Raw genomic sequence first — 21,521 nt, 5'->3', positions numbered from 1 at the left:
TCATTTTTTACACCTATCCAAATTTCCTCGGATTTTTCACTTCCAAAAGAATCGCTGTAAAAAATTTGTTTCCTTCACTAATTACATACGCTAAAATAAAAAAGTTTACGAATTATATAAAAAAAACTTCCAAAAAAGTGAAAACAAATCGACTTTTTTGGAAGTTTTATCAACTATTCATTTAATTATTCTCATCTGTTTCCGCAGGGTAAAGGTTAGTCGTTGTTTTATTTCCATTTTTAGAATAAACACTCGTGGACTTGCTTCCTTTTTGTTTTTCAATGGTTTCATTTTTCTCTGCATCATTTTTATAATCATACTTTTTGGGATCAATCGTTTTAAAGTTATCTGGTACATAGAAACGTAATAGATTCTCTTGATTCAACTTATCAGATAAACTTAAAGCCGTTTTGACTTGATTCTGATCTTTTTCCACTTCTTTTTGGATACCAGCTTTTTTAGGATCAATGATTTCCCCTGTTTGGTTATCATAAGTTTTTCCATCTAAAACGGTATATTTAGGTGTCACAAAATTACCATTTCTAAAGGCAACCAACTGATCATGCTGTGGTGAAAGCAAATCTGTACCAAAATGGATATAGTCTTTATCATTGATTCCTACTAAGTGTAACAGGGTAGGTAACACATCAATTTCGCCACCATATTCATGATTGATCTCACCTTTTTTATAACCTGGAATGTGGAACATCAATGGCACTCGCTGCATTTGAGCATTATCAAAATCATCCCAAGTAGCAGGGTCTTTTCCTAAGGCTTTCGCCAAGTCTTTATTATCCGTATTGGATATTCCAAAATGATCTCCGTAGATGACAAACATCGAATTTTGATAGATACCGGATTTTTTCAAATACGTAAAGAATTGTTCCAACGATTGATCTAAATAATGAGCTGTCCGGACGTAATCATCTACTCTGCTATTGCCAGTCTTCAATGATGGGAAATTAAAATGTTTATCGTCTGTATAGTATGGCGTATGATTGGTTACCGAAAGAAACTTAGTATAGAACGGTTGTTGTAAATGTTCCAAATATTTAGCTGATTCTCTGAATAAGTCCTTATCTAAAATACCATATCCCAACGTTTCATCTGAACTATTGAAATAAGAACGATCAAAGAAGTTGTCATAGCCTAAATTTTTATACACATGATCTCGGTTCCAGAAGCTCCCGACATTCCCATGGAAAACCGCGCTCGTATAACCTTGCTGTTGCGCCAAGATTGCTGGAGCAGCTTGGAACGTGTTATCTGAACCTAGCTCGGTAAACAAAGAACCTTGTGGTAAACCAAAAGTTCCCGTCTCTAACATATTTTCTGCATCACTTGTTTTTCCTTGCCCAACTTCATGGAAGAAATTGTCAAAGCTGATCGTTGATTGATTCTTATAGATACTATTTAAGAATGGCGTTACTTCTTGACCATCTACCTTCATATTGATTAGAAATTGTTGGAAGCTTTCTAAATGCAAGACAATGATGTTTTTCCCTTTGGCCACGCCAAATGTTGCTGGATTAGGAGCAGCATAATGATTTTCGGTGTATTTTCTCACTTCTTCTACACCATTACTACTTGCATGCGCACGAACACTACTTGTCATCCCTGTTTTGATAGCATCGTAAATAGTATAGGCATCGATTCCCAAATATTTGACGATGTAAGAACGGTCAAACGTCCGTTGCAACAATTGAGGACGATTTGCTTCACTAAGCGCTAAATTTCCTGAAAAAATCAACGCTGACAGACAAGTGACTGCGATCGCCACTGGTTTAGAGACTGCAGGACTTTTTACTGGTATTTTTTTAACAAACATCCAGATGATGAGTCCTACAAATACTAATATATCCAACCAATACAAAATGTCATGAGGTCTCATTAATGCAAAGGAACTTCCTGATAAACCTTGTGAAACTTTAGAAAAGCCTAGAATAGACTTTACGGTCACGAAATCTGTAAATTCTCGATAAAAAATAATATTCAAATAAAGCAAAAGCGTATTTAAAATATCAATGATTAAAAGAACAATCAATGCGGGTTTCAATTTTTTTATATATAATGCTAAACCAAAAAACAACAATGTCGTTGCAATTGGATTAATCCACAGAATAAAGTATTGGATGCTGCCTTCAACGCCCAATGAAAAATCAACGTAATAGGCAAAGATCGTTTTCAGCCAAAAGAAAAAACTAGCTGTCAAAACAATCAGCAAACGATTTTGGCACAATTTTTTCAAATGTGTCACAAGTATCACTTCTCTCTTTTATTTTTTTTTATTCTGCTCCTAAAAAATGAAAATTTCCTAAAAAAAGGGTTATTTTAAGATTTTTTTTAGAAATGAAGGGAGCAATTATGGATATCTATGCCAAAAAAAAGAACCCCTCGGACTAAATATGTCCATCCTGAGGAGTTTTTGTTAGCTGTTTTTGTTTTGGTCAACCTGAACTACAATAGTTCTAGTTATCGAATGAAGCAAGAACAATCAGTCAAAGATTCAGCAGAAAACAGTAACTTAGTAAAAACAAATGAACTTTCATCATTTCAAACGAATGACTATCATGCACCTCTCAGTACTTGAGCTGGAAAAGACGTGTTGCCCCATCTATTTCACAGTTTGCGTACTCTTACTAAAATACTCGTGTTACTTTGCCTTCTGTTGCTGACTTGCTTTGCTGTTTTTTGTGCTATTTTTAGTTGTACGACTCGATTGCGTCTTGGACTTACTTTGGGTCGTACTTTGAATTGTTTCCGAACGTTCAGAAGAACTTTCCTGAGTTGGCTCAACCTGAGTCGTATCAGAATTTTCTTTGACTTCTTTATTCATTTTTATCCAATCTTTCAGACGGGTACTAACAACCTCACGATTCACCTTATCTGAATAGCTGGTTATTACTTTTCCGTTCTTTAATCGAGCTAGTTTTTCTCCGTCATTGGTTAAAAGTAAGACGGTCAAATGTTTATCGTTGAATTGATATTGTCTTAACGAAATAGCACTTAAGACATCATCAATATTGATAAACTGATTACTTTCCTTGTCTTTTGGCAAATAAAGCTCTAATTCTCCCTTATCATAGTTGGCTACTATCTTGTAATCCTTCCACCAATAAGTAGAAAATTCTTTTTTAAATTTATCTACTGATTCTTTACTTGCAATGATTTTTTCTGTTTCTAGTTGAGCGATATCTGCTGTCATTTTTCCTGAAACTGCGGCTGATAAAAAAAGCAGTAAGAAAAAACCAACTAACCAAAAGAGAAGAAAAGGACGTTTTTTTCTCATACCTTTCTCCACTCCCATTCAAATTTGCCTATTCCATTATATACAAAAAATGAAGAGTAAAGACAAAAAAGTAAAAAAAGATATTAAATAACGAAAATTTTTTTATAAATAACCCATACTGATGGATCGTTTTATAAAAAAGGTTGTAACTAAATTTATAGTAAAGCAAATTTAGAACGTTTCTAAGATCATACTTTCACCAAAAAAACGTTATAAGTACATTGAAAATAACCTGAAACTTACAACATTTGAGACTGTTAATCATTTACAACAATTACCTTTTGGATTAGTTTTGATAAACAATTTTGTTAATTGCATGCTTCAATTTATTTACCTTCGTTTTGGCTTGCTCTTTTCTTGAATAGACTTGAATAGACAGATTTCACTAATTTCTGTCCCCCTTGTTTACTTGATTACCCGAAAGTTATGATTTACTTCAGCATGAATTTGTTGATGTTTTCTTAAATAATCAGCAATCAGTTCAGTCATATCGATTTGGATTTCACGAATGATTTTATCGGCAGAAAACATGTGATAATTCCCACCACCGACCGCTCTGTACTGATTCATGACTACTTCCAGCTCTTCCTCAGGATGGATCGGTTTGCCTGCTCTGGCTAATTTAGTGATCCTTTGCCCTACTGGTTGACGTAAATCGATTTCATAATCAATGCCCTCATACATGTCATAATTATAATACTGTGGTTTAGGTTCAATGAACGCAGGATTAAATACGATCTCGCCTGATTCTATTGCCAAGAAGTTTGCTGTTTGTTCTAAGGCATCTCTTAGATCCTGCCCTGTAATTTTAAGAACTGCTAAAGTATTAGGATAAATATAATTGGTAATAATTTCTCTCATTGTAATAGTTTCATTGAATCCTTGACCTTCATTGTTGAACAGAGCCGTTCCAGAAATCGATACTCCGCTGGCAGCCATTTGCACCCGATTAATAAACTCAATATAAGGATGTTCCACGATTCGTGCTTGCATCGGATCAGTGATTTTCATGTCTCCTTGTACCTCTCCCACCGGTTGATCAAGCCATGTTTGCAATTCATTTTCTGTTTTTTGAACAAGTGAAAGAATGTCTTCATCTGCCTCGTCAGTTACTAAGGAAATCAGTTCTGCTTTTCCGTCCGAAACACGATAGCCATTAACTGTTCTTTCCAAGGATAATTCGATTTTACCTAAAAATTCGCCACGATAGCCCGGTTGGATAATCGGCACACCATTTACCTTCGCAGCAATCACTCGATGTTGGTGCCCAGTAATCAACGCATCCATCCCAGCTACTTCTTGGAGTAGTTGGAAGCCTTCATTTTCGCCAGTCAACGCTTCAGTGGGTTCGCCAGTCTCTAAATCTTTCTCGAATCCACCATGATAAGCTACAACCACTACATCTGCTAATTCTCTAAGTTTAGGTACATACTGTTTCGCTGCTTCAACTGCAGAAACAAATTGTAGGTCTTTAATTGTTTCAGGTTGTTCCCAATGGGGGATATATTGCGTGGTCAACCCTAAAATCGCCACTTTGATCCCTTGTTTTTCAATCATCACATAGGGCTGTCCAAAATAAGGATCGCCTTTGCTCGTTAAAATATTAGCAGATAAGACAGGATGATGATAACTAGCGATAGCTTGTTCTAAGTAAGATAAGCCATAATTAAATTCATGATTTCCTAATATACTAGCATCCACATCCATTTCATTTAAGACATTCGTTAATTCTGAGACGTGGTGATCTTGTTGTTTTGCTAAGTAGTAACTAAAAGGTGACCCCTGAATGAAGTCACCGTTATCAATGACATAAAGAGGGTCTGGGCTAGTTTCTCTGATTTGTTTGATTCTACTGGCAATTTTTGCATAGCCATAAGGTTGTTCTTGATCCGTCGCATAGTTCGTTGGATAGATATATCCATGGACGTCACTAGTTGCTAACAATGTTATTTTCATACTTGTCTCCCATTTCATGAGACTGAACCAAAACTTGCCTCAGTCTCTTTTAGTCTCTCTAAAAACGAATAAACGGTGTTCAAGAAGCAACTCCTCAACAATAAGCGATGATTTTCTAAAATATGAGGAGCTATTTTAAAAAATCCTCTCTTATTCGCTCGGAGTTGAACGCTTCTTTCACAGCCTCTTGCTTTAAACGGCGTTCAAACATCAGCTCCTTGAAATAAGCCTGAATTTTTCAAAACATGAGAAGCTGTTTCAAAAAATTCTTTCTTATTGTCATCAGAGCTAACCGATGTTTTCACGACCTCTTGCTAAACGGCGCTCAAGAAGCAACTCCTCAACAATAAGCGATGATTTTCTAAAATATGAGGAACTATTTTAAAAAATCCTCTCTTATTCGCTCAGAGCTAAACGCTTCTCTCACAGCCTCTTGTTCACAGCGAGACAAAAGCAGCATCTTCGAAAAATAAGCCGAAATTGACCCAAAATTTGAGAAGAAAATTTCGGAAACTCCTTCTTATTTCTTGATGTTAAACACTTTTGTCACAACCGCCTAAAGCAAACAAGCTAACGTTCTTAACGTTCTTTCGTTCGATTGTTTATTGATTCCAAGCATCTTCCAATTGAGGAACGGAATCTTTTATCAGTTTCTTCGTATCTTGATTCGTATTCGATAAAATGTTTTCCATGATCGAACGTACCTCATTATAAGCAGGATCTGCGTTTTCAATCACAGGGATCGAGAATAGATCAGAAGTAGCTGCTTCTAAATATTGTGGTACTTTTGTTTCTGTAGAATTCTTGTATTCATCACTTTCAAGAACCGATTCAACGATTGGCATATAACCAGTCATATTTGCCCAATACAGTTGGTTTTCCGGTTGCGCTAAAAATTTCATATATTCAAAAGCAGCTGTGCGTTTTTCAGCACTGGCACTACTGAACATATAGATATCCGTTCCTTGTTGCAAATTGATTTTTTCAGGACGTGGCGCAACGCCATACTCAAATTTTCCTTCAGTATCTTTTTTCACATAACCTTCTCCAGCAATCGAGCCAACAAACATTGCCACTTGTTCATTTGCAAAAGGACCTGACAAGTACTTATCCGATCCAGCAATTCGGAAATAACCATCTTTGACGCCCTCAGCATAGTAATCGATCACTTTTTGTGATTCTTTCCCATCTAAAGCTAAGTCTTTGTCAAAATCAACACCTTGATTTTTCATACCGATCGCATAGTAGTTATTCAATGAATCAAACCCAGCACCCACCACTTGCCCATCTGATTTTTCATAGATCGTTTTTGAAGCTTCTTTTAATTCTGCTAGTGTCGTCGGCACTTCAACGTTATATTGTTTTAATAGATCTGCATTGTAGAAAAGCATTTCCGTTGATTTGTTAAAAGGGATACCATATTGCTTGTCATCAATTTTAGCACTTTCTAATAATGAATCACGGATTTCTTCCTGATCCTTCCAGCCAATCGTATCATTTTCGATATAAGGGTCTAAATCAACCAACATCTCATCTTGAGCGGCATTCCATAGCCATCCTGGATAAGCTTGAGTGATTGTCGGCAGATCCTTAGGTGAAGGTAATGTCGAATTGATTTTTGCTTGAAGATCCGAATATTGCGATTGATTTTGCAACTCTACCTTGATATTAGGATTTTCTTTCATGAAGTCATCTGTAAGTTTAGTTAATGCTTCTTCTTGCGCACCATTCATCGCATGCCAAAAGTTGATCGTTGTCTTTTCATTGATTTCTGTTACGATATCCTCACTTGAACTATCTACCTTTTCATTCTTTCCACAAGCACTTAACGCAAATACTGCTGCTGCAGCCACAAACACAGAAGCCCATTTTTTCATTTTCATCTTCTTTTTACTCTCCCTTTTCTCTTATAAAATAATTTGTTCGCCACGTTTTGGCAAAATTCTTTCTCCATAAGGATTGACTAATTTCTCGGGTTTTAACGTATGGATCGGCACTAACACTTTTGGTTGTATCTTGTCGATGATTTCAGCTAAATCAGCTGGAAATGCGTGTCCAGACAGCGATAATCGAACAAATTCAACTTGCTTTTCAGCTAAAATCTTTAAAAAGACAGCATATTGTGGATCAAAATCTCCCAATGGTTGGGCATCACTATGAATGTATAAACCTCCTCCTTGCAAGTTTTCTATATTATCAACGACTTGCCAAACAAAAGTTGTTTCATCGTTGCGTAAAACTTCGTAGGGATATTCTAATTCTGACTGAAGAATCGGAATGACTGGACTATCCGTTAAATAGTAATAGGGCACATCCATTCCTAGAACTTCTTTCATTAATGCAGCCATATTCGCTTCTAAAACCATCGTTCGCGGGGATTGTTTCACCAGCATTTCAAAGCGTTTAAGGTTTGCTGGGTACCCATTGAAAGTAATTTGACGATTAGGATATTGATCGACCAGTTCACAAAAGCGCTGAACTAGCTCTTCTTCCGTAGCAATTGGCGTTTGTTCGCTTATTTCTCGGTCAGGAAAACTGATGCTGACACCTTCCATCATCAATAAGTCAGTCTGAAATGATTTTTGACAAAACGTTTCTGTCATTTGCCGGTCATATCCATGAAGACGCAAGTCACCAGTGTAAGTCAAGAATCGGTCAGGCGTTTTGATTAGTAAAGCAGCTGCACCATAAGCATCATGATCGACTGGTAGAATCTCCACACTGATTTCTCCAATCTGGACAGTTTCATAAGGAGATAATCCATTCATTTCACGTACAAACCCTTCTTTTTCAAAAGGAGAAGGAATCAAGAAATCGTTGTTTCGATGAAGGGAATGTAAGATTTGCTTCGTTTCATTTAAAGTGTATAAAGGAATTGCTGGATCAAGATAATTGATCATTTTTGAATGATCCAAATGAGCGTGAGATAAGAAAACGGCTGTATGCTGATACGGCTCTCTTTCTCCTGCTTGTATGTGCTGTACTTGATCAAACAGCCTTGGATCATATAATCCATTCAAGTCAGGAATCAATCGATGTTCAAGCAATGTATTTAAAGATTCATCAGCTAAGTCTAATTCTGGACGGTACTCTGTGCCAAAATCAAAAAAGATGTGTGAATCGCGGTAGGCAACTTCAATGATCGTTCCACCGATCGTTAAGATTCCGCTATGGAAAGTAATCACTGTTTTATCCTTTGATTCCATTTTTCGCCACTCCTCGTATAATTTCTTTTCTAAAAATCAAATAAATAATCAAAATCGGGATAACTGTTAACGTCGCCGCCGCCATTTGTAAATGAACGTCACTCCCACTTTCAGAGGTAAAAGCAGCTAAACCATTATTTAACAGGCGGAATTTTTTCTCGTTCGTCACAAGCAGTGGCCATAAAAATGAATTCCAACTTGAAATAAACGTCAAGATACCCACCGTGACTAATGCTGGTTTAGACATCGGCACTAAAATTTTCCAAATATACTCTAGATCACTGGCACCATCGATTTTAGCTGCTTTATAAAAGGTACTGGAAATACTCTTTAAATACCCGTTCAAATAATAAATATAAAAAATACTGGTCAAGAAAGGAATGATCAATGCACCATAGCTGTTTAGTAATCCCATTCGTGAAATCGTATTATAATTCGTAAAAATAATGGACTCATAAGGAACCATTAGTAATGAGATCATGATCCCGATAATCAATTTTTTAAAACGAAATTCCAGACTTGTTAACGCAAAAGCCGCTAAAACAGATGTGATGACTGTAGCGATCGTAGTTACTAACGAAACAAAGACGGTATTGAAGAAATAACGTAAAAATGGTGCTTTTTCAAATACCTCCGTATAATTTCCCCATTGAAATGATGTTGGCAGTAAGGTTGGCGGAATACTCGTTGCCTCACTATATGTCATCAACCCAGCTAAAATCATATAAATAAATGGAAAAATCGTTACGATCCCTAAAATTCCGATAAATAGCAATGAGAGTCCTGTAACAACTTTTTTCATCCTCTTCTCCCTACTTTCTTCAACAATTTATTTTGAATAAATGTGATCAGTAAAATGACGAGGAACAAAATGACCGTCGCCGCCATAGCGATCCCTGGTCGACCAGCGATGTGGAATTTATCGTAAATATAAAAGACCGCTGTCGTAGCACTTTTGGCGATCCCTGGCTGCCCACCAAACAAAGCATAGACTTGAGTATAGACTTTAAACGCTCCGATGATATTGACAGTCAACAAGAAGGTGATCGTTGGGATCAATTGAGGAAACGTGATCCGACTAAAAATCTCCCAAGCATCTGCTCCAAACATTCGAGCAATTTTATAATGCTCTTCGTCAATATTTCTTAAACCAGCCAATAAGATAATGATATTGAATGCGAGACTGGTCCAAACCCCAAAGATAATCAACGTTGTCATACTCATCGAAACATTATCTAACCAATTGATTGATTCAAATCCTAAAAAATTCAGCAAATAATTAATGAGCCCATAAGACCCGTTGAAAAAATAGCGAAAGACGATCCCGATAGCAATCGTACTTGTTACATAAGGCATGAAAAAAATCGTTTCAAAAAAAGTCTTATGTTTCACTTTTTCAAAGATCACCCAAGCGATTCCCAGTGAAAGGAGCAATGAAATAGGAACAACTGTAAAAGCAAACAATGCGGTGTTTCTTAATGCTTTGATAAAGACTGGGTCTGACAACACACGCTGATAATTCTCAATTCCTGCAAATTGTTGATTGATTAAGGAGCCTTTTTGAAAGCTCATCGCTAGTGAACGGAACAACGGATAGATACTGAACAAAACAATAATGACCAATGATGGCAGTAAGAAGAACCAAGCTTTCGGTTGATTTTCTGGATCATATGCTTTTTTGAACATTAGTACACCCGCTCCCCTTCTTCATTGAAAAGAAACATTTTATGGTACTGAAAATCAAAAGAGAGTACCGTATCTTCCTCGATGAGCTTTTCAATACTAACGATCGATTTCAGACGTTTCGCAGCGAGCGAAAAATTCAAAATCTGTTCACGTCCGATCAATTCAACTCCAGAAACTTGTACTTCGAACAATCCGTTAGTCGTTGGAAAAACGTCTTCTGGTCGAATCCCTAAGATATATTTTCCATCCACTAATGGTTTTCTTAATTGAGCGGATTCCAGTTTCGTCAGAGGAATTTGAAAATCCGTATGGCTGATTTTCCCTTCACGAACATTGACCTCGACCGGTAACGTATTGATGATCGGGTTACCGATAAAATTGGCAACAAAAAGGTTAGCCGGGTCTAAGTATAAATTCTGCGGAATATCATTTTGTTGAATCACACCTTCATTCAGTAAAATGATTTTGTCACTAATCGAAAGTGCTTCTTCTTGATCATGCGTCACAAAAATCGTAGTGATTCCAACTTCTTTTACCAAACGACGGATTTCTTCTCGTATCTTTAATCGCAAGCGTGCATCCAAATTACTTAAGGGCTCGTCTAATAATAAAACTTCTGGTTTCTGGACTAAGGCTCGTGTAATAGCCACACGTTGTTGTTGTCCACCTGATAAAGTCCCTGGTTTTTTATCTTGGAGTTCTTCGATATTCGTTAGTTTCATATATTCCTGTGATATTTTTTTAGCTTCCGCTTTTTTGATTTTATTTTCGCCAACCGTCAATGGAAACATAATATTCTCAACCACAGTCATATGCGGGTATAAAGCATAATTTTGAAATACAAAACCAATATTCCGATCTTTCGGTTCCGTTCGTACCACCGACTCTCCACTAAAACGAATGTCCCCATGACTAGGGCTTAATAACCCCGCAATCAAATTCAAAATCGTTGATTTTCCACAACCACTAGGGCCAAGCAAACAAACCAAATCCCCTTTTTCGATTTGAAAATCAACAGACTTCAGTGCTTCAAACCCATTATCGAATACTTTCTTCAGATTGATAACCTCAATCATTTTTCATAGCCCCTCACGTAATAAAATTTCTTTTTACAGGTGTTAATAATTTCTACCTTATAATCAATGCTAACGCTTCTATGTGTAGATTGATTTAATTCTGTGTAAATATCTTGAAAAGAAAACCATCTGCTCACACTTCCTCCAAAAAAAGATAACGTTCGTATTTTAATCATATAGAAACGGTTACAATTGATAAAAACTAAAAAAATCACTTAAAAAGCATACTTACTTTATAAAGATATCAAATAACATTCTTTATTTATATACATTCAAAAGCGTTTTCATTGTATTCTAATTTTTCAAACAAACAAAAATATTCCTCTTGACCGTTTATTAAACGGAGCAAGAGGAACGTTGACTTTTTTATATTGTAAATTGGTTGGTATCAGATAGTTTTTTAAACCAGTGACCAGATTTTTTGATTGTCCGTTTACCATCATTCGCTAAATCAACGGAAATAAATCCATAACGATTTTTGTAAGCATTGGTCCACGACCAGTTATCCATACACGTCCACATATGATACCCCAAGCAATTAGCACCTTCTTCGATTGCTTGGTGAACATATTTTAGATGTTCTTGGACAAATTCAATGCGATAATCATCGTGGATCATCCCATCTTCTTCGATAAAACGTGCTTCATTTTCAACACCCATACCGTTTTCAGAAATGAAACAGTCAATATTACCATAATGGTCTCGAACATTGATTAAGATATCATAAATTCCCTTTTCATAAATTTCCCAACCACGATAAGGATTCATTTTACGATTTGGCATTTCATAATTATCAAAATAATCTTCTGGCATTGGTCCATTTTCATGATCAATCGGTGTTTCTTTTGCTTTGACTCTTCTTGGTTGGTAATAATTGATTCCTAATAAGTCAATGGTATTTTCTTTAATGATCGCTAAGTCATCTTCTTGCATCGCTGGTACCATGTCTAATTCTTTCACAATGGCGATCAATTCTGGTGGGAACTCACCTTTAACTGCTGGATCAAGAAACGAACGATTAAAAAAGGCATCAGCTAATTTAGCTGCTTTGACATCTTCTGGGTTGTTTTCATCCCGAGGATAGCTTGGTGTTAGATTCAAAATGATTCCGATTGAGCCATCTAATGCCATGGAATGATACGCTTTGACGGCTAATGCAGAAGCCAGCGCTTCATGATAGCCTACTTGGATCGCCTTTTTCATATCGGACTCTTCCGGGTAATGCCAACGGTAAAGATACCCAGCTTCAACTGGCACGATTGGTTCATTATGGGTAAACCATTTTTTGATTTTCGTCCCAAATAATTCAAAACAAATCTTAGCATACCTTTCATACGCTTCAACCGTTTCCCGATTAAGCCATCCGCCTTTTTCTTGCAAAGGCATCGGCATATCAAAATGATATAAATTCACAAATGGTTCAATGCCATTAGCGATCAATTCATCGAAATACGCATGGTAAAAATCAACAGCTTGTTGATTCACTTCGCCAGTCCCTTCAGGAATCAGGCGACTCCATTGGATCGAAGTACGAAAACTATTGTGTCCAGTTTGTTTCATTAATTGAACGTCTTCTTTATACTTCGTGTACACTTGTGATGTCTTTTCAGGACCTACTTGATCAAAGAACTTTTCTGGTTCTTGGCTAAACCAATAATCAAAAATATTCTCTCCTTTACCATCGCCAGCAACACGACCTTCTGTTTGCGGGCCACTTGCGGCTGATCCCCACCAAAAATTACTTGGAAATTGATAATTTGTCATCCACTCACACCTTCTATTAAAGAGTTCAGTTTATTTGCTAAATAATACTTGTTCCCTACTCAATATAGCAAACGTTTACACCAGTTACAAGTTAATTTAGCAAACGTTTTATTTAATTGAAACGACTTCGTACACCCCTACTTCATTTGCTGTACTGAGCAAACCAGTCCTTTTGAAGGGGAGTTGACATCTGTAAAGAAATGAGATTGAATAGAAGAGACATAAATACCTTTTTTCAATGGAATAGACAAAAGCTAGTATTCCTAAATCTTATAATAGAAGCTATACTAATTTATTAGTCACAGTAAACGCAACGACAGAAACCCAGCCAACTTGGTTGACTAGCGGATTCACACCGTTTGTAGTTAAAGCTGTATCATACAATGGAGGAAATATTTTGAAGAAATTAGTCATCATGGTTCTTTCGCTTGTCAGCTGTTTTACTTTATCAGGATGCAGCCTATTCGGTGGATCTGGTAACTCAGCAGACCAAACGACAGATTCATCGACTCTACAAGCTGAAAAAGAGGATATCAGTAACAGTAACTATTCATTAAAAGTCCGCAAAGACATGAATTTAGTCAGTGGGCAAATCATTTTTAGCGATCATAAAATGGAATGGACACGTACCTATACAGGAACTGAAAAAGATACCGCAAGTACTTCTCAAGAAAAAACAGTACTCAATGATATCAAGATCAAGACCGAAGCAGACACTTATACCATCTCTGGTAAAGAAGATGGTAAAGAAGTATCCGTTACCTTCAAAAAGATCGGAAACTACCGAATCGAAGATCAGGACGGAAATATTTATAGTTTGTAAAAGACCTAAAAAGACCGACTTGACTTGATCAGTAAAGGAAAAACTTTTAGAACAGCTTTTATTTTTGAAAAAACTTGCAACTGTTCTGGCTGTTTTCTTGTCACTTCGTACAAAAAAACGAGAGCTGACATGGCTCACTCGCTAGGAATTAACCGGAATTAAGAGAAATTGTTAATTTCTCTTAATTTTTTTGTTTCTGCCATTTCTTTCTGGTATATTGGGTAAGCACAATGTGATAAAGGAGAAAAAAATGAGTATATTTGATAGTCATGATTATTGTACTTGTACAACCAGTAAAAATATTCATACCGAATTTAGTGATCAAGGAAGCTTAAGTATTTGCGATCACTGTCATAAAACTGTAAAAGATTCATTTAAGTCATTTGAATCCTATACGAAAGAAAGACATGCGGATGTTTTAACTGTTAAATAAAGTCTCGGCCTTATTTTGTATAAGTATGGCAGGATACCAATAGGTCAAAAGATTTGAAGAGGTCAAAAGACATGTTCAAATCTTTTGACCTATTTTTACTATCTTCTTCACTTAGCCAAAAACAAGCTGGAAAACCGCCAAATCGTTTCAACTATCTTGGAGGTTTTCCAGCTTGTTTCTTAAAATGAACGATGTCATCATCTTTTTAAAATGGAACATTATGACTGTTTACTGACCCAGTCCTTGTCCTTTTGCATGTTGATTCTCAGTAAAGTATTTCCCTGCCTCTACATCGCTTAATTCTGCTAATTTTTGTTGGATTTGTTCAATGACCTCTTTTGCATGTTCTGGCTTTTCAACAAAATCGAAGCGGTCACCATCGATTTGAATCTTCGGACAAACATCAAAATCTTCATACCATTGATCATACCGTTGGTTTAAAGAGCGATAATAGTCATAAAGTGTCTCATCACTTTCCAGCTGTTCATAATCACGACCCCGTTTTTTGATGCGATCCAACATTGTATCCAAGGACACTTTGATATGAACCATCAAGTCTGGACGTTTCTTAGGAGCAACATCGTCTAACTCGTTAAGCATCGTATCCAATAAATTATCATATTGTTGCACTTCAATATCGGTCACTCGACCTAGATCTGCATTTAAATGAAATAGCAGGCTATCTTCATAGATCGAACGGTCTAACACGTTATCATCATCCACTAAAGCATTTTTCATCGCTAAAAATCGTTTATTCAAAAAGAAAATTTGCAATAAAAAAGCATACTGTTCTGGATTTGAATAAAAAAGTGGTAACACTTCATTGTCCTCAACACTTTCATAAAATGGTTTTGAGTCGATTTCTTTCGCAAGCATATCTGTCAAACTGCTTTTTCCTGCACCAATCGTTCCTGAAATTAATATCACTGACATGCAATCCTTCCTCTTTCTATTTCTATAAGTACTCGCCTACGTATTTCGTTACTGGTAATGTTTTAAAATCGTAGTCACGTACTTCGTCAACTGTTTTTAAATAAGTATGCAAACTTTGAGTAATCATCAAATTAGTTGGAACAGTCTCTTCTTGGAAAACAATCATTGGTTTTTTCATCATTGTTGCTGCCCCTAATTCATAAGCTGTCCCTGGATCAATGATTTGATGTTCATAATCTAAAATAGCTACTACGTAATCAGCTGCTGTTAGTTCTGCCATATCTTTTTCATAAACTTCTTGTGCCCAACCTGCACTAAACATTTCATAATTACTTTCTTGATGATGTCTTGGCGAATAAAAACCAGTCACCGTTGGATTTTCTTCTAATGCTTTTTCGATACGAGCAACACGCTCAACTTGCTCCTCTGAAAAGAATGGACCTGCTAAATAAATTTGACTCATTAATTTGCCTCCTCTAATAATTGTTGTGTTTCACTTACTTCTGCGCGTAATAAATCGACTAGTTCTAATGGGTTATTTGAAAAAAAGACGTAATCCAGCCATTTGGCATCCATAAATTCTTCTTTGGCAAACGTTTCTAATAACGTCTTTAAACCTTCATAATATCCTCCGATATCTAAAATACCAATTGGTTTCTTCGCTGTTAAATCAATGGCCATCCAAGATAAAAGTTGAGAAAACTCTTCTAAGGTTCCCAATCCTCCAGGAAAGATCAAAACAGCATCTCCTTGTTCAAATAACAATACTTTTCGTTCGTCGATTGTCTCGGTAGGAATAAAAGTTGTTACATTTGTATTCGGTAACTCAGAATCAAAAAGCCCTGTTGGATAGATACCAGTGACTTTCCCATTGTTTTCTAGTAAAGTCTGACTGAAAACTCCCATGATACCCGATTCTGATCCACCATAAACCAGCTCAATCTCTTCTTGAGCCATATATTTTCCTAACGTTTGGGCAATAAATTTATAGCTTTCTTTATTACCAAAACGGGAGCCACAAAAAACTGTTAGTTTCAAAAAAACACATCCCAACTCAAAAGTCTAACTTCATTTTACACTTGTTTTTTTAAAATAAAAGACTAGATTTTGTGATTTTTTAGTGGTATATAAGAAAACAAACACTATATCTAGTGTTTGTTGGCGAAAACTTTTTTAATCTTTTTTATTTTAAAAAAATATTAAATAACATAAATGTTTAAATTTGAAACGACTTTCTTAATTAAGAAAGCTTGCTTTCATCGTGTTCTGACAATAACATTCACTCATTTAACGAGAATCTAGCATCATTCTTTTCTCGAAAAAAATTTGATAAAATAATTGTTATGTTTCATTATCTGTAAATGTTTCGCTAAAAATTTTATGTACATGAACTCCCCAATCAAATGTTTTCTTGAATTGTTCTATTTTCTGATATTCATCACATTTTGACAACCAATAAGAAAGACCAACTTTTTATCTAATAGCAAAAAAATAAGCCAATACTTGAAAGAGAATCTACATTCCTTCAATATATCGGTTTTATCTCATGGTACGACGGCTCACTCAATTATTGTTCTGATCTTGAAAAACGATAGAAACAGCCAAATGCTTTTATTCTAAAACATGTGCTTTTTTATGTTCCTTGAAAAAGCCAAAACCAACATTGACACACTTTACTCGCCCAAGTAAACTCTCCCCTATTTGTTGCACTTGCTATCTTCATTTTACTCGTTATCCTCAGGTGTATGTTTTTGGATAAAAAAATGGACTGGACACATCGTATCCAATCCATTTATGGCACAGTAAATAAAACACATGTAGTTCATCTATTTTTCTCATCAAAAAAGGTAGATTTCTCCTTTAAGATTCGATACAATAAACGAAGTTGATGGTTTCCATTGACTATGGCAAACTTGATTGGTCAATGTGGTTGACTTTTTCAAGACCTCTGTTTCTGGCTGCCACTAGAAATGGAGGTGCCTTTTTTTATTTGGCTGTTTCTATCTGTTCCTTATAATACTGATCGCTTACGTGGTAGTCAAGAGAAAACGAAAACCTACAAAAAACTGTACTGTTTTTCTCCCAGATTTTTGTCAAAAATATTTCTCCTTCTTTTAGACCCTAAAAACAACAGAGAAAGTTAGCGATCTAAAACGACCGCTACATTTGCAAGTCTATCCAATCGTTTCTGGATTTTTACCATCAGCTTATTCAACTCTTGGCTGATCCACTATCTACTAAAAGCTAACTTTTAATATTTAAAATGATGTCAAAAAGTCTCGAAACACTGATTCCCGTTTCAAGACTTTCTTAACGCTCCGATGCATTTTATTTCGTCCACTCATCGCAAGACTATTTCTTAGCGAATCAAATCGACATCTGGCGCATCTAGTAATTGTTGAACCTGTTTTCTAGTTGTGAGCGGAACATCTCCTTGGATTGCATGAGCCAAACGAGCATTTCCTGTTGCAAACTCGACGGTTCTAGTCAATGACCAGTTTTCCGCATATCCTAATAATATCCCAGCCGCAAAAGCATCCCCTGCACCAATTCGGTCTAAAACAAATAACTCGTAAAAAGGTGTTTCAACGTCTTCTGTGACGGTGATCAAATATCCTTTTAATTGTTTTCTTCCTTCATGGCTGGTTCGTTTCGTACCAGCAAACCATTCGATGTCATAATAAGCTAAAAAGGATTGGATATAGGCGATAGGATTTTTCGTTGAATCGCTTGTTCGCCATTCTAATAATTCCGTCAAATCACGGATCGAGCCAAATAAAATCGTACAATAAGGTAAAATTTCCTCATAGCGTTGTTTCAAGATGTTTCTTTGATCTTGTTCCTGGTTCAATGTTGGCCGAAAGTTGAAATCAAAACATACTTTTTTTCCCTGAGCATGAGCTTTCTTGGCAAGAGAAATCGCTGTTTCGGCACACTGATCAGACAAACTCAAACTGATCCCGCAAATATGCACAAGATCTACTGTTTCAATAAACGACTGTAATTCATAGTCATTTTCTTGAGACAATCCAAAAGAACTATGTTTTCGATTTTGGTAAGTAACTTCAGTAGGACGAACACCATACCCCATTTCTGCGAAATAGGTACCGATATGTTGTTCTTGTTGGATTACATACTTCGTTTCAACACCGATACTTTTTAAGTTAGCTAACGCAGCACTGCCTAAGCGATTATCGGGCAGAGCCGTCAATAGATAACTCTCCATATCAAAATGGGCTAGATTACCAACTAGATTCACACCTGTTCCGGTATATGCCAGTCTTAATGTATGGGTTTGTTCTAGCATCAAGTGTTCTGGAGGTGTCAATCGCAACATCACTTCTCCGAATGCCCCAAATTTCATTTTCTCACCTTTTTTCATCTTAGCTGACAACTTTTTTCATGATTTGTAGTAATGTCCGGACATCCTCTGGCTTCGTATTGCCCGTTTCAGGGTCAATAATCGAGCTGTAGACATGAGGAATAATCTTTTTCACCTTGGCATCGACAGCGATTTGAAGGATCTCTTCAAAGTTGGTTAAATCAATTCCTCCTGTTGGTTCTAATGCAAAATCATAAGTGGCACAAGCTTGCGCTACCGCCTCATACTCTTTTTGATGTGCTAACCCTTTCATTGGAAAATACTTGATTGATGTTCCTCCCATATCTTGCAGTAAGCGAATCGCTGTTTCAATCGTGACTACGCCTGCTGTACCTTGAGAACTTAAAGGACCGGTTGCAATATTGACATACCCTTCTTTACCTGTTGGTGAAACTAATCCATTGACCACTGTTTCATTTTGACCTAACACAGCTCGTGAAGCACCCACTCCAGTAAATACTTGGTTCACATGTTGTGGTTGCAAGACTTTTGCCAAACGAGTCACCATTTGACTCTGGTTTGGATCACCTGCTCCCAAGCCAACTGATAGCGCATTATTCGTTGCTGCTTGATACTTTTTCATGTCAGCAATAGCTGCTTCGTCTGTTTCATAGTTTTTTGAAAGCACCCCTAACAAAATATGTCCTTCAGCTGCTTCATAACACTCCACCGCATTTTCAACAGAATTAGCTAAAACATTCAAACAAACTTGATCGTGTAAATAGTTAGGAATTCGTGACATTTTTTTCTCTCCTTTTTCACTCAAGATAATTTTGTTTCATTCATGATTTCTTGCAGGCGAACAATGATTTTTTTCATTTCTTCTTGATTGACCGAACGTATGTCAAATTCAATGATACCATGATTCGCTTGATAATCTCGTGTATAGACTGCTGGATTTTTTTCTTTTAGTGCCTGAATAACTGAATGTGCAGAACGATCACTGATTTTAACACTCGCTCGATAAATCTCTCGACCAGCTGGATCTTGAACAATAGTTGCTGACAAATGATCAATGTGATTCAACTCTTCAACAAATGGTTGTAAACGGCGCTTCATTGACTCACCAGATTCACTGCCATGTTCAAGATAATCGGTGACCGCTTGAGTAAACCCTAAAATATTCTCTTTACCGATTTTCATCGAACGACCGATCCCTTTTGACTGTAATCGCACCCATGGTATATAAGGATTCTTTCCAATCACCATTCCTGCACTTGGACCTTCGATCGCCTTTGCACCCGAATAGATCACTAGGTCCGCTCCTAGTTTAGTGTATTTGAATAAATCCTCTTCTGCTGCTGCATCAACAATCAACGGGATTTCATGTTTTTGAGCAACTGCTACTGCTTCTTCTACTGACAACATACTTTTTTGAACCGTATGGTGACTTTTGACATAAAGAATCGCTGCGGTATTTTCAGTGATACAGCTTTCAAGATGTTCAGTGCTACACATATTGGCATAACCTGCCTCGATTACTTGCCCCCCACCTTGTTGAATCATTAATTCAACGGATGTGCCGTAATCAACATTGTGTCCTTTGGGTAAAATAATTTCCTTTTTCTTGATAGTTGTTGAATAAGGATGATAAACATGAGTTAGACTTCCTTTGCCAATAACCGCTGCCACTGCTTGAACAATACCAGCAGAAGCACAAGAAACGATCTGAACATCCTCAACTGCCAAGAGATTCGCCAGATAAGCACCCGTTTTTTCACTCAGGTCTGACATTTCAAAAAAATGTTCGCCGCCAAAGCGTTGCGCTGCCAAAACAGATTCCGATACTTTGGAAACACCTAAAATCGTCATCCGGCCTGAAGCATTGATCACTTCTTTTAAATTGAATTTATCATAACTTACACTCATAACTCTTTCCCCCAATAACTACGCTAACTGGTTTGATTTGTTGATCGATCACTTGCTGTTGTCCATTCGAGTCAGTAATCGTCTTTTCTTGGTCAACAAATTCAAATATTGTAAAATCCGCATCAAAACCTACTTCTATCTGACCTTTCGTTCCTAAATGGAAATTTTTAGCCGGCACACAAGTTACCTTTTCTAAAATTTCTGACCAGGAATAGCCGATAAAATGCAATTTTTCCATCGTTGTCGCTAAATCGTAAACGGGGCCGTTCTTTCGATTACGAATATAGATATCCGTGCTAATAGAGTCCGCTTTGATTCCTTGGTCATAGGCTGCTTTTGCCACCTCAAAATTAAAACTGTCGGTGCCATGACCAATATCGAAAATCACCCCTTTGGCTAAGGCATCTTTGACAAACGGTTTAATCTGATGAGTTTCTTTCTCCATAATCCCGTTATCTTTCCCATTAAAACAATGGGTCAAGATATCGCCTTTTTCCAGGAGCTGCAAAATTTCTTCTAAATGTGGTGGGGCAGAGCCAATATGCACCATCAAAGGAATTTGATGATTCTCTTTTTGAATTTTTTTCGCCCATTCCAGCGGTGTCAATCCATTATTCCCAACCACGGTTTTGCTCATTCTGGCTTTGATTCCCACGATAAATTCTGGAAATTCAGTCAATTTTTCTTTGACCAAATTCGCTTGTATCTTGGATAAATCAGCTAATTCATCTTGTTCTACGATGCCCCACTTTGAAATATTCAACAAGGCATACACATTGGTTTTAGCTTTTTTTGCTCGTTCATAAAATTGATGGATATTTTCGGCACCTGTTGTTCCTGCATCGATAACTGTTGTTACCCCTTTACTCACACCAATCTGGTCTGGGTAATCATAATATAAAGTCATTTCCTCAAAACAATGGACATGGTCATCGATCCAGCCAGCAGAAAGATAGTGCCCTGGCTGCAACGTTTGTTCTGTTTTTCCTTTTTCTGGGATACTTGTTGCGATTTTCTGGATTTTTCCATCATTGATCCCAATATCCATTGTTTCGCCAGTTAATCTACGAGCATTTCTGATCACTAAATCGAACATCACAACGC

19 protein-coding genes are annotated in these 21,521 nt (G+C 36.7%); 3 read left to right on the top strand and 16 right to left on the bottom strand.

Going from position 1 to position 21,521, the window contains the following annotated elements; translation table 11 throughout:
* Nucleotides 1-181: 181 nt before the first annotated feature.
* Entirely contained in the window at nucleotides 182-2,257 is a 2,076-nt protein-coding gene (locus IGJ32_RS02930; RefSeq protein WP_088744981.1) for an LTA synthase family protein, read from the bottom strand.
* 117 nt (nucleotides 2,258-2,374) lie between these two features.
* Between IGJ32_RS02930 and IGJ32_RS02925 the strand changes: the two genes are divergently transcribed.
* Nucleotides 2,375-2,590: a hypothetical protein gene (locus tag IGJ32_RS02925; protein WP_342081594.1), complete on the top strand. Its 216-nt coding sequence runs from the start codon at nucleotides 2,375-2,377 to the stop codon at nucleotides 2,588-2,590.
* 63 nt (nucleotides 2,591-2,653) lie between these two features.
* Here IGJ32_RS02925 and IGJ32_RS02920 read toward each other — a convergent pair whose 3' ends face one another.
* The 8 genes from IGJ32_RS02920 to IGJ32_RS02885 all read right to left on the bottom strand — a co-directional run bounded on the left by IGJ32_RS02920 (nucleotide 2,654) and on the right by IGJ32_RS02885 (nucleotide 12,977).
* Nucleotides 2,654-3,289: a hypothetical protein gene (locus tag IGJ32_RS02920; protein WP_053765869.1), complete on the bottom strand. Its 636-nt coding sequence runs from the start codon at nucleotides 3,287-3,289 to the stop codon at nucleotides 2,654-2,656.
* Nucleotides 3,290-3,694: 405 nt separating this feature from the next.
* The gene (locus tag IGJ32_RS02915; RefSeq protein ID WP_342081595.1) at nucleotides 3,695-5,245 is read right to left on the bottom strand and encodes a bifunctional metallophosphatase/5'-nucleotidase; all 1,551 of its coding nucleotides are present in this window, start codon (nucleotides 5,243-5,245) and stop codon (nucleotides 3,695-3,697) included.
* 602 nt (nucleotides 5,246-5,847) lie between these two features.
* On the bottom strand, nucleotides 5,848-7,128 hold the full coding sequence (locus tag IGJ32_RS02910; RefSeq protein ID WP_342081596.1) for an extracellular solute-binding protein: 1,281 nt from the start codon (nucleotides 7,126-7,128) through the stop codon (nucleotides 5,848-5,850).
* A gap of 24 nt (nucleotides 7,129-7,152) precedes the next feature.
* Nucleotides 7,153-8,451, bottom strand: coding sequence for an MBL fold metallo-hydrolase (locus IGJ32_RS02905; RefSeq protein WP_081127816.1), 1,299 nt, complete (start codon nucleotides 8,449-8,451; stop codon nucleotides 7,153-7,155).
* Entirely contained in the window at nucleotides 8,435-9,253 is an 819-nt protein-coding gene (locus tag IGJ32_RS02900; RefSeq protein ID WP_178286694.1) for a carbohydrate ABC transporter permease, read from the bottom strand. The genes IGJ32_RS02905 and IGJ32_RS02900 overlap by 17 nt, the downstream gene beginning before the upstream one ends.
* Nucleotides 9,250-10,137 (bottom strand): carbohydrate ABC transporter permease, encoded by an 888-nt coding sequence (locus tag IGJ32_RS02895; RefSeq protein ID WP_010719920.1) that lies wholly within the window; start codon nucleotides 10,135-10,137, stop codon nucleotides 9,250-9,252. The genes IGJ32_RS02900 and IGJ32_RS02895 overlap by 4 nt, the downstream gene beginning before the upstream one ends.
* Nucleotides 10,137-11,213: an ABC transporter ATP-binding protein gene (locus tag IGJ32_RS02890; protein WP_207414615.1), complete on the bottom strand. Its 1,077-nt coding sequence runs from the start codon at nucleotides 11,211-11,213 to the stop codon at nucleotides 10,137-10,139. Before IGJ32_RS02890 ends, IGJ32_RS02895 begins: the two co-directional genes overlap by 1 nt.
* 366 nt (nucleotides 11,214-11,579) lie before the next feature.
* On the bottom strand, nucleotides 11,580-12,977 hold the full coding sequence (locus IGJ32_RS02885; protein ID WP_178286698.1) for a glycoside hydrolase family 1 protein: 1,398 nt from the start codon (nucleotides 12,975-12,977) through the stop codon (nucleotides 11,580-11,582).
* 397 nt (nucleotides 12,978-13,374) lie between these two features.
* Here IGJ32_RS02885 and IGJ32_RS02880 point away from each other — a divergent pair, with 397 nt between their 5' ends.
* Both IGJ32_RS02880 and IGJ32_RS02875 read left to right on the top strand, forming a co-directional pair.
* Nucleotides 13,375-13,800, top strand: a complete 426-nt coding sequence (locus tag IGJ32_RS02880; RefSeq protein WP_010719923.1) for a hypothetical protein — start codon at nucleotides 13,375-13,377, stop codon at nucleotides 13,798-13,800.
* Between the two features lie 250 nt (nucleotides 13,801-14,050).
* Complete coding sequence (locus tag IGJ32_RS02875) at nucleotides 14,051-14,233, top strand: hypothetical protein (RefSeq protein ID WP_010719924.1); 183 nt, start codon at nucleotides 14,051-14,053, stop codon at nucleotides 14,231-14,233.
* Nucleotides 14,234-14,461: 228 nt separating this feature from the next.
* On the opposite strand, the gene IGJ32_RS02870 is transcribed toward IGJ32_RS02875, so the two are convergent.
* The 7 genes from IGJ32_RS02870 to IGJ32_RS02840 all read right to left on the bottom strand — a co-directional run bounded on the left by IGJ32_RS02870 (nucleotide 14,462) and on the right by IGJ32_RS02840 (nucleotide 21,513).
* Nucleotides 14,462-15,166: a deoxynucleoside kinase gene (locus IGJ32_RS02870; protein WP_010719925.1), complete on the bottom strand. Its 705-nt coding sequence runs from the start codon at nucleotides 15,164-15,166 to the stop codon at nucleotides 14,462-14,464.
* A gap of 22 nt (nucleotides 15,167-15,188) precedes the next feature.
* Nucleotides 15,189-15,629: a nucleoside 2-deoxyribosyltransferase gene (locus tag IGJ32_RS02865; RefSeq protein WP_010719926.1), complete on the bottom strand. Its 441-nt coding sequence runs from the start codon at nucleotides 15,627-15,629 to the stop codon at nucleotides 15,189-15,191.
* Nucleotides 15,629-16,204 carry a TIGR00730 family Rossman fold protein gene (locus tag IGJ32_RS02860; RefSeq protein ID WP_063626655.1) on the bottom strand — a complete coding sequence of 192 codons (576 nt, stop codon included), beginning with the start codon at nucleotides 16,202-16,204 and terminating at the stop codon, nucleotides 15,629-15,631. Before IGJ32_RS02860 ends, IGJ32_RS02865 begins: the two co-directional genes overlap by 1 nt.
* A gap of 1,321 nt (nucleotides 16,205-17,525) precedes the next feature.
* Entirely contained in the window at nucleotides 17,526-18,530 is a 1,005-nt protein-coding gene (locus IGJ32_RS02855) for a sugar kinase (protein WP_373169043.1), read from the bottom strand.
* A 19-nt stretch (nucleotides 18,531-18,549) separates the two neighbouring features.
* Nucleotides 18,550-19,290 carry a 2-dehydro-3-deoxy-phosphogluconate aldolase gene (gene dagF, locus IGJ32_RS02850; protein WP_010719929.1) on the bottom strand — a complete coding sequence of 247 codons (741 nt, stop codon included), beginning with the start codon at nucleotides 19,288-19,290 and terminating at the stop codon, nucleotides 18,550-18,552.
* 20 nt (nucleotides 19,291-19,310) lie between these two features.
* The gene (locus tag IGJ32_RS02845) at nucleotides 19,311-20,417 is read right to left on the bottom strand and encodes a DgaE family pyridoxal phosphate-dependent ammonia lyase (protein ID WP_342081598.1); all 1,107 of its coding nucleotides are present in this window, start codon (nucleotides 20,415-20,417) and stop codon (nucleotides 19,311-19,313) included.
* Nucleotides 20,401-21,513 carry an amidohydrolase/deacetylase family metallohydrolase gene (locus IGJ32_RS02840; RefSeq protein WP_178306146.1) on the bottom strand — a complete coding sequence of 371 codons (1,113 nt, stop codon included), beginning with the start codon at nucleotides 21,511-21,513 and terminating at the stop codon, nucleotides 20,401-20,403. Before IGJ32_RS02840 ends, IGJ32_RS02845 begins: the two co-directional genes overlap by 17 nt.
* Nucleotides 21,514-21,521 lie beyond the last annotated feature (8 nt).

This window comes from Enterococcus sp. DIV1639a (genome assembly GCF_050530445.1).
Lineage (GTDB): Bacteria > Bacillota > Bacilli > Lactobacillales > Enterococcaceae > Enterococcus_B > Enterococcus_B hirae.
Note: the sequence above shows the minus strand (reverse complement) of the source record. Positions and strands in the feature narration are given on the sequence as shown.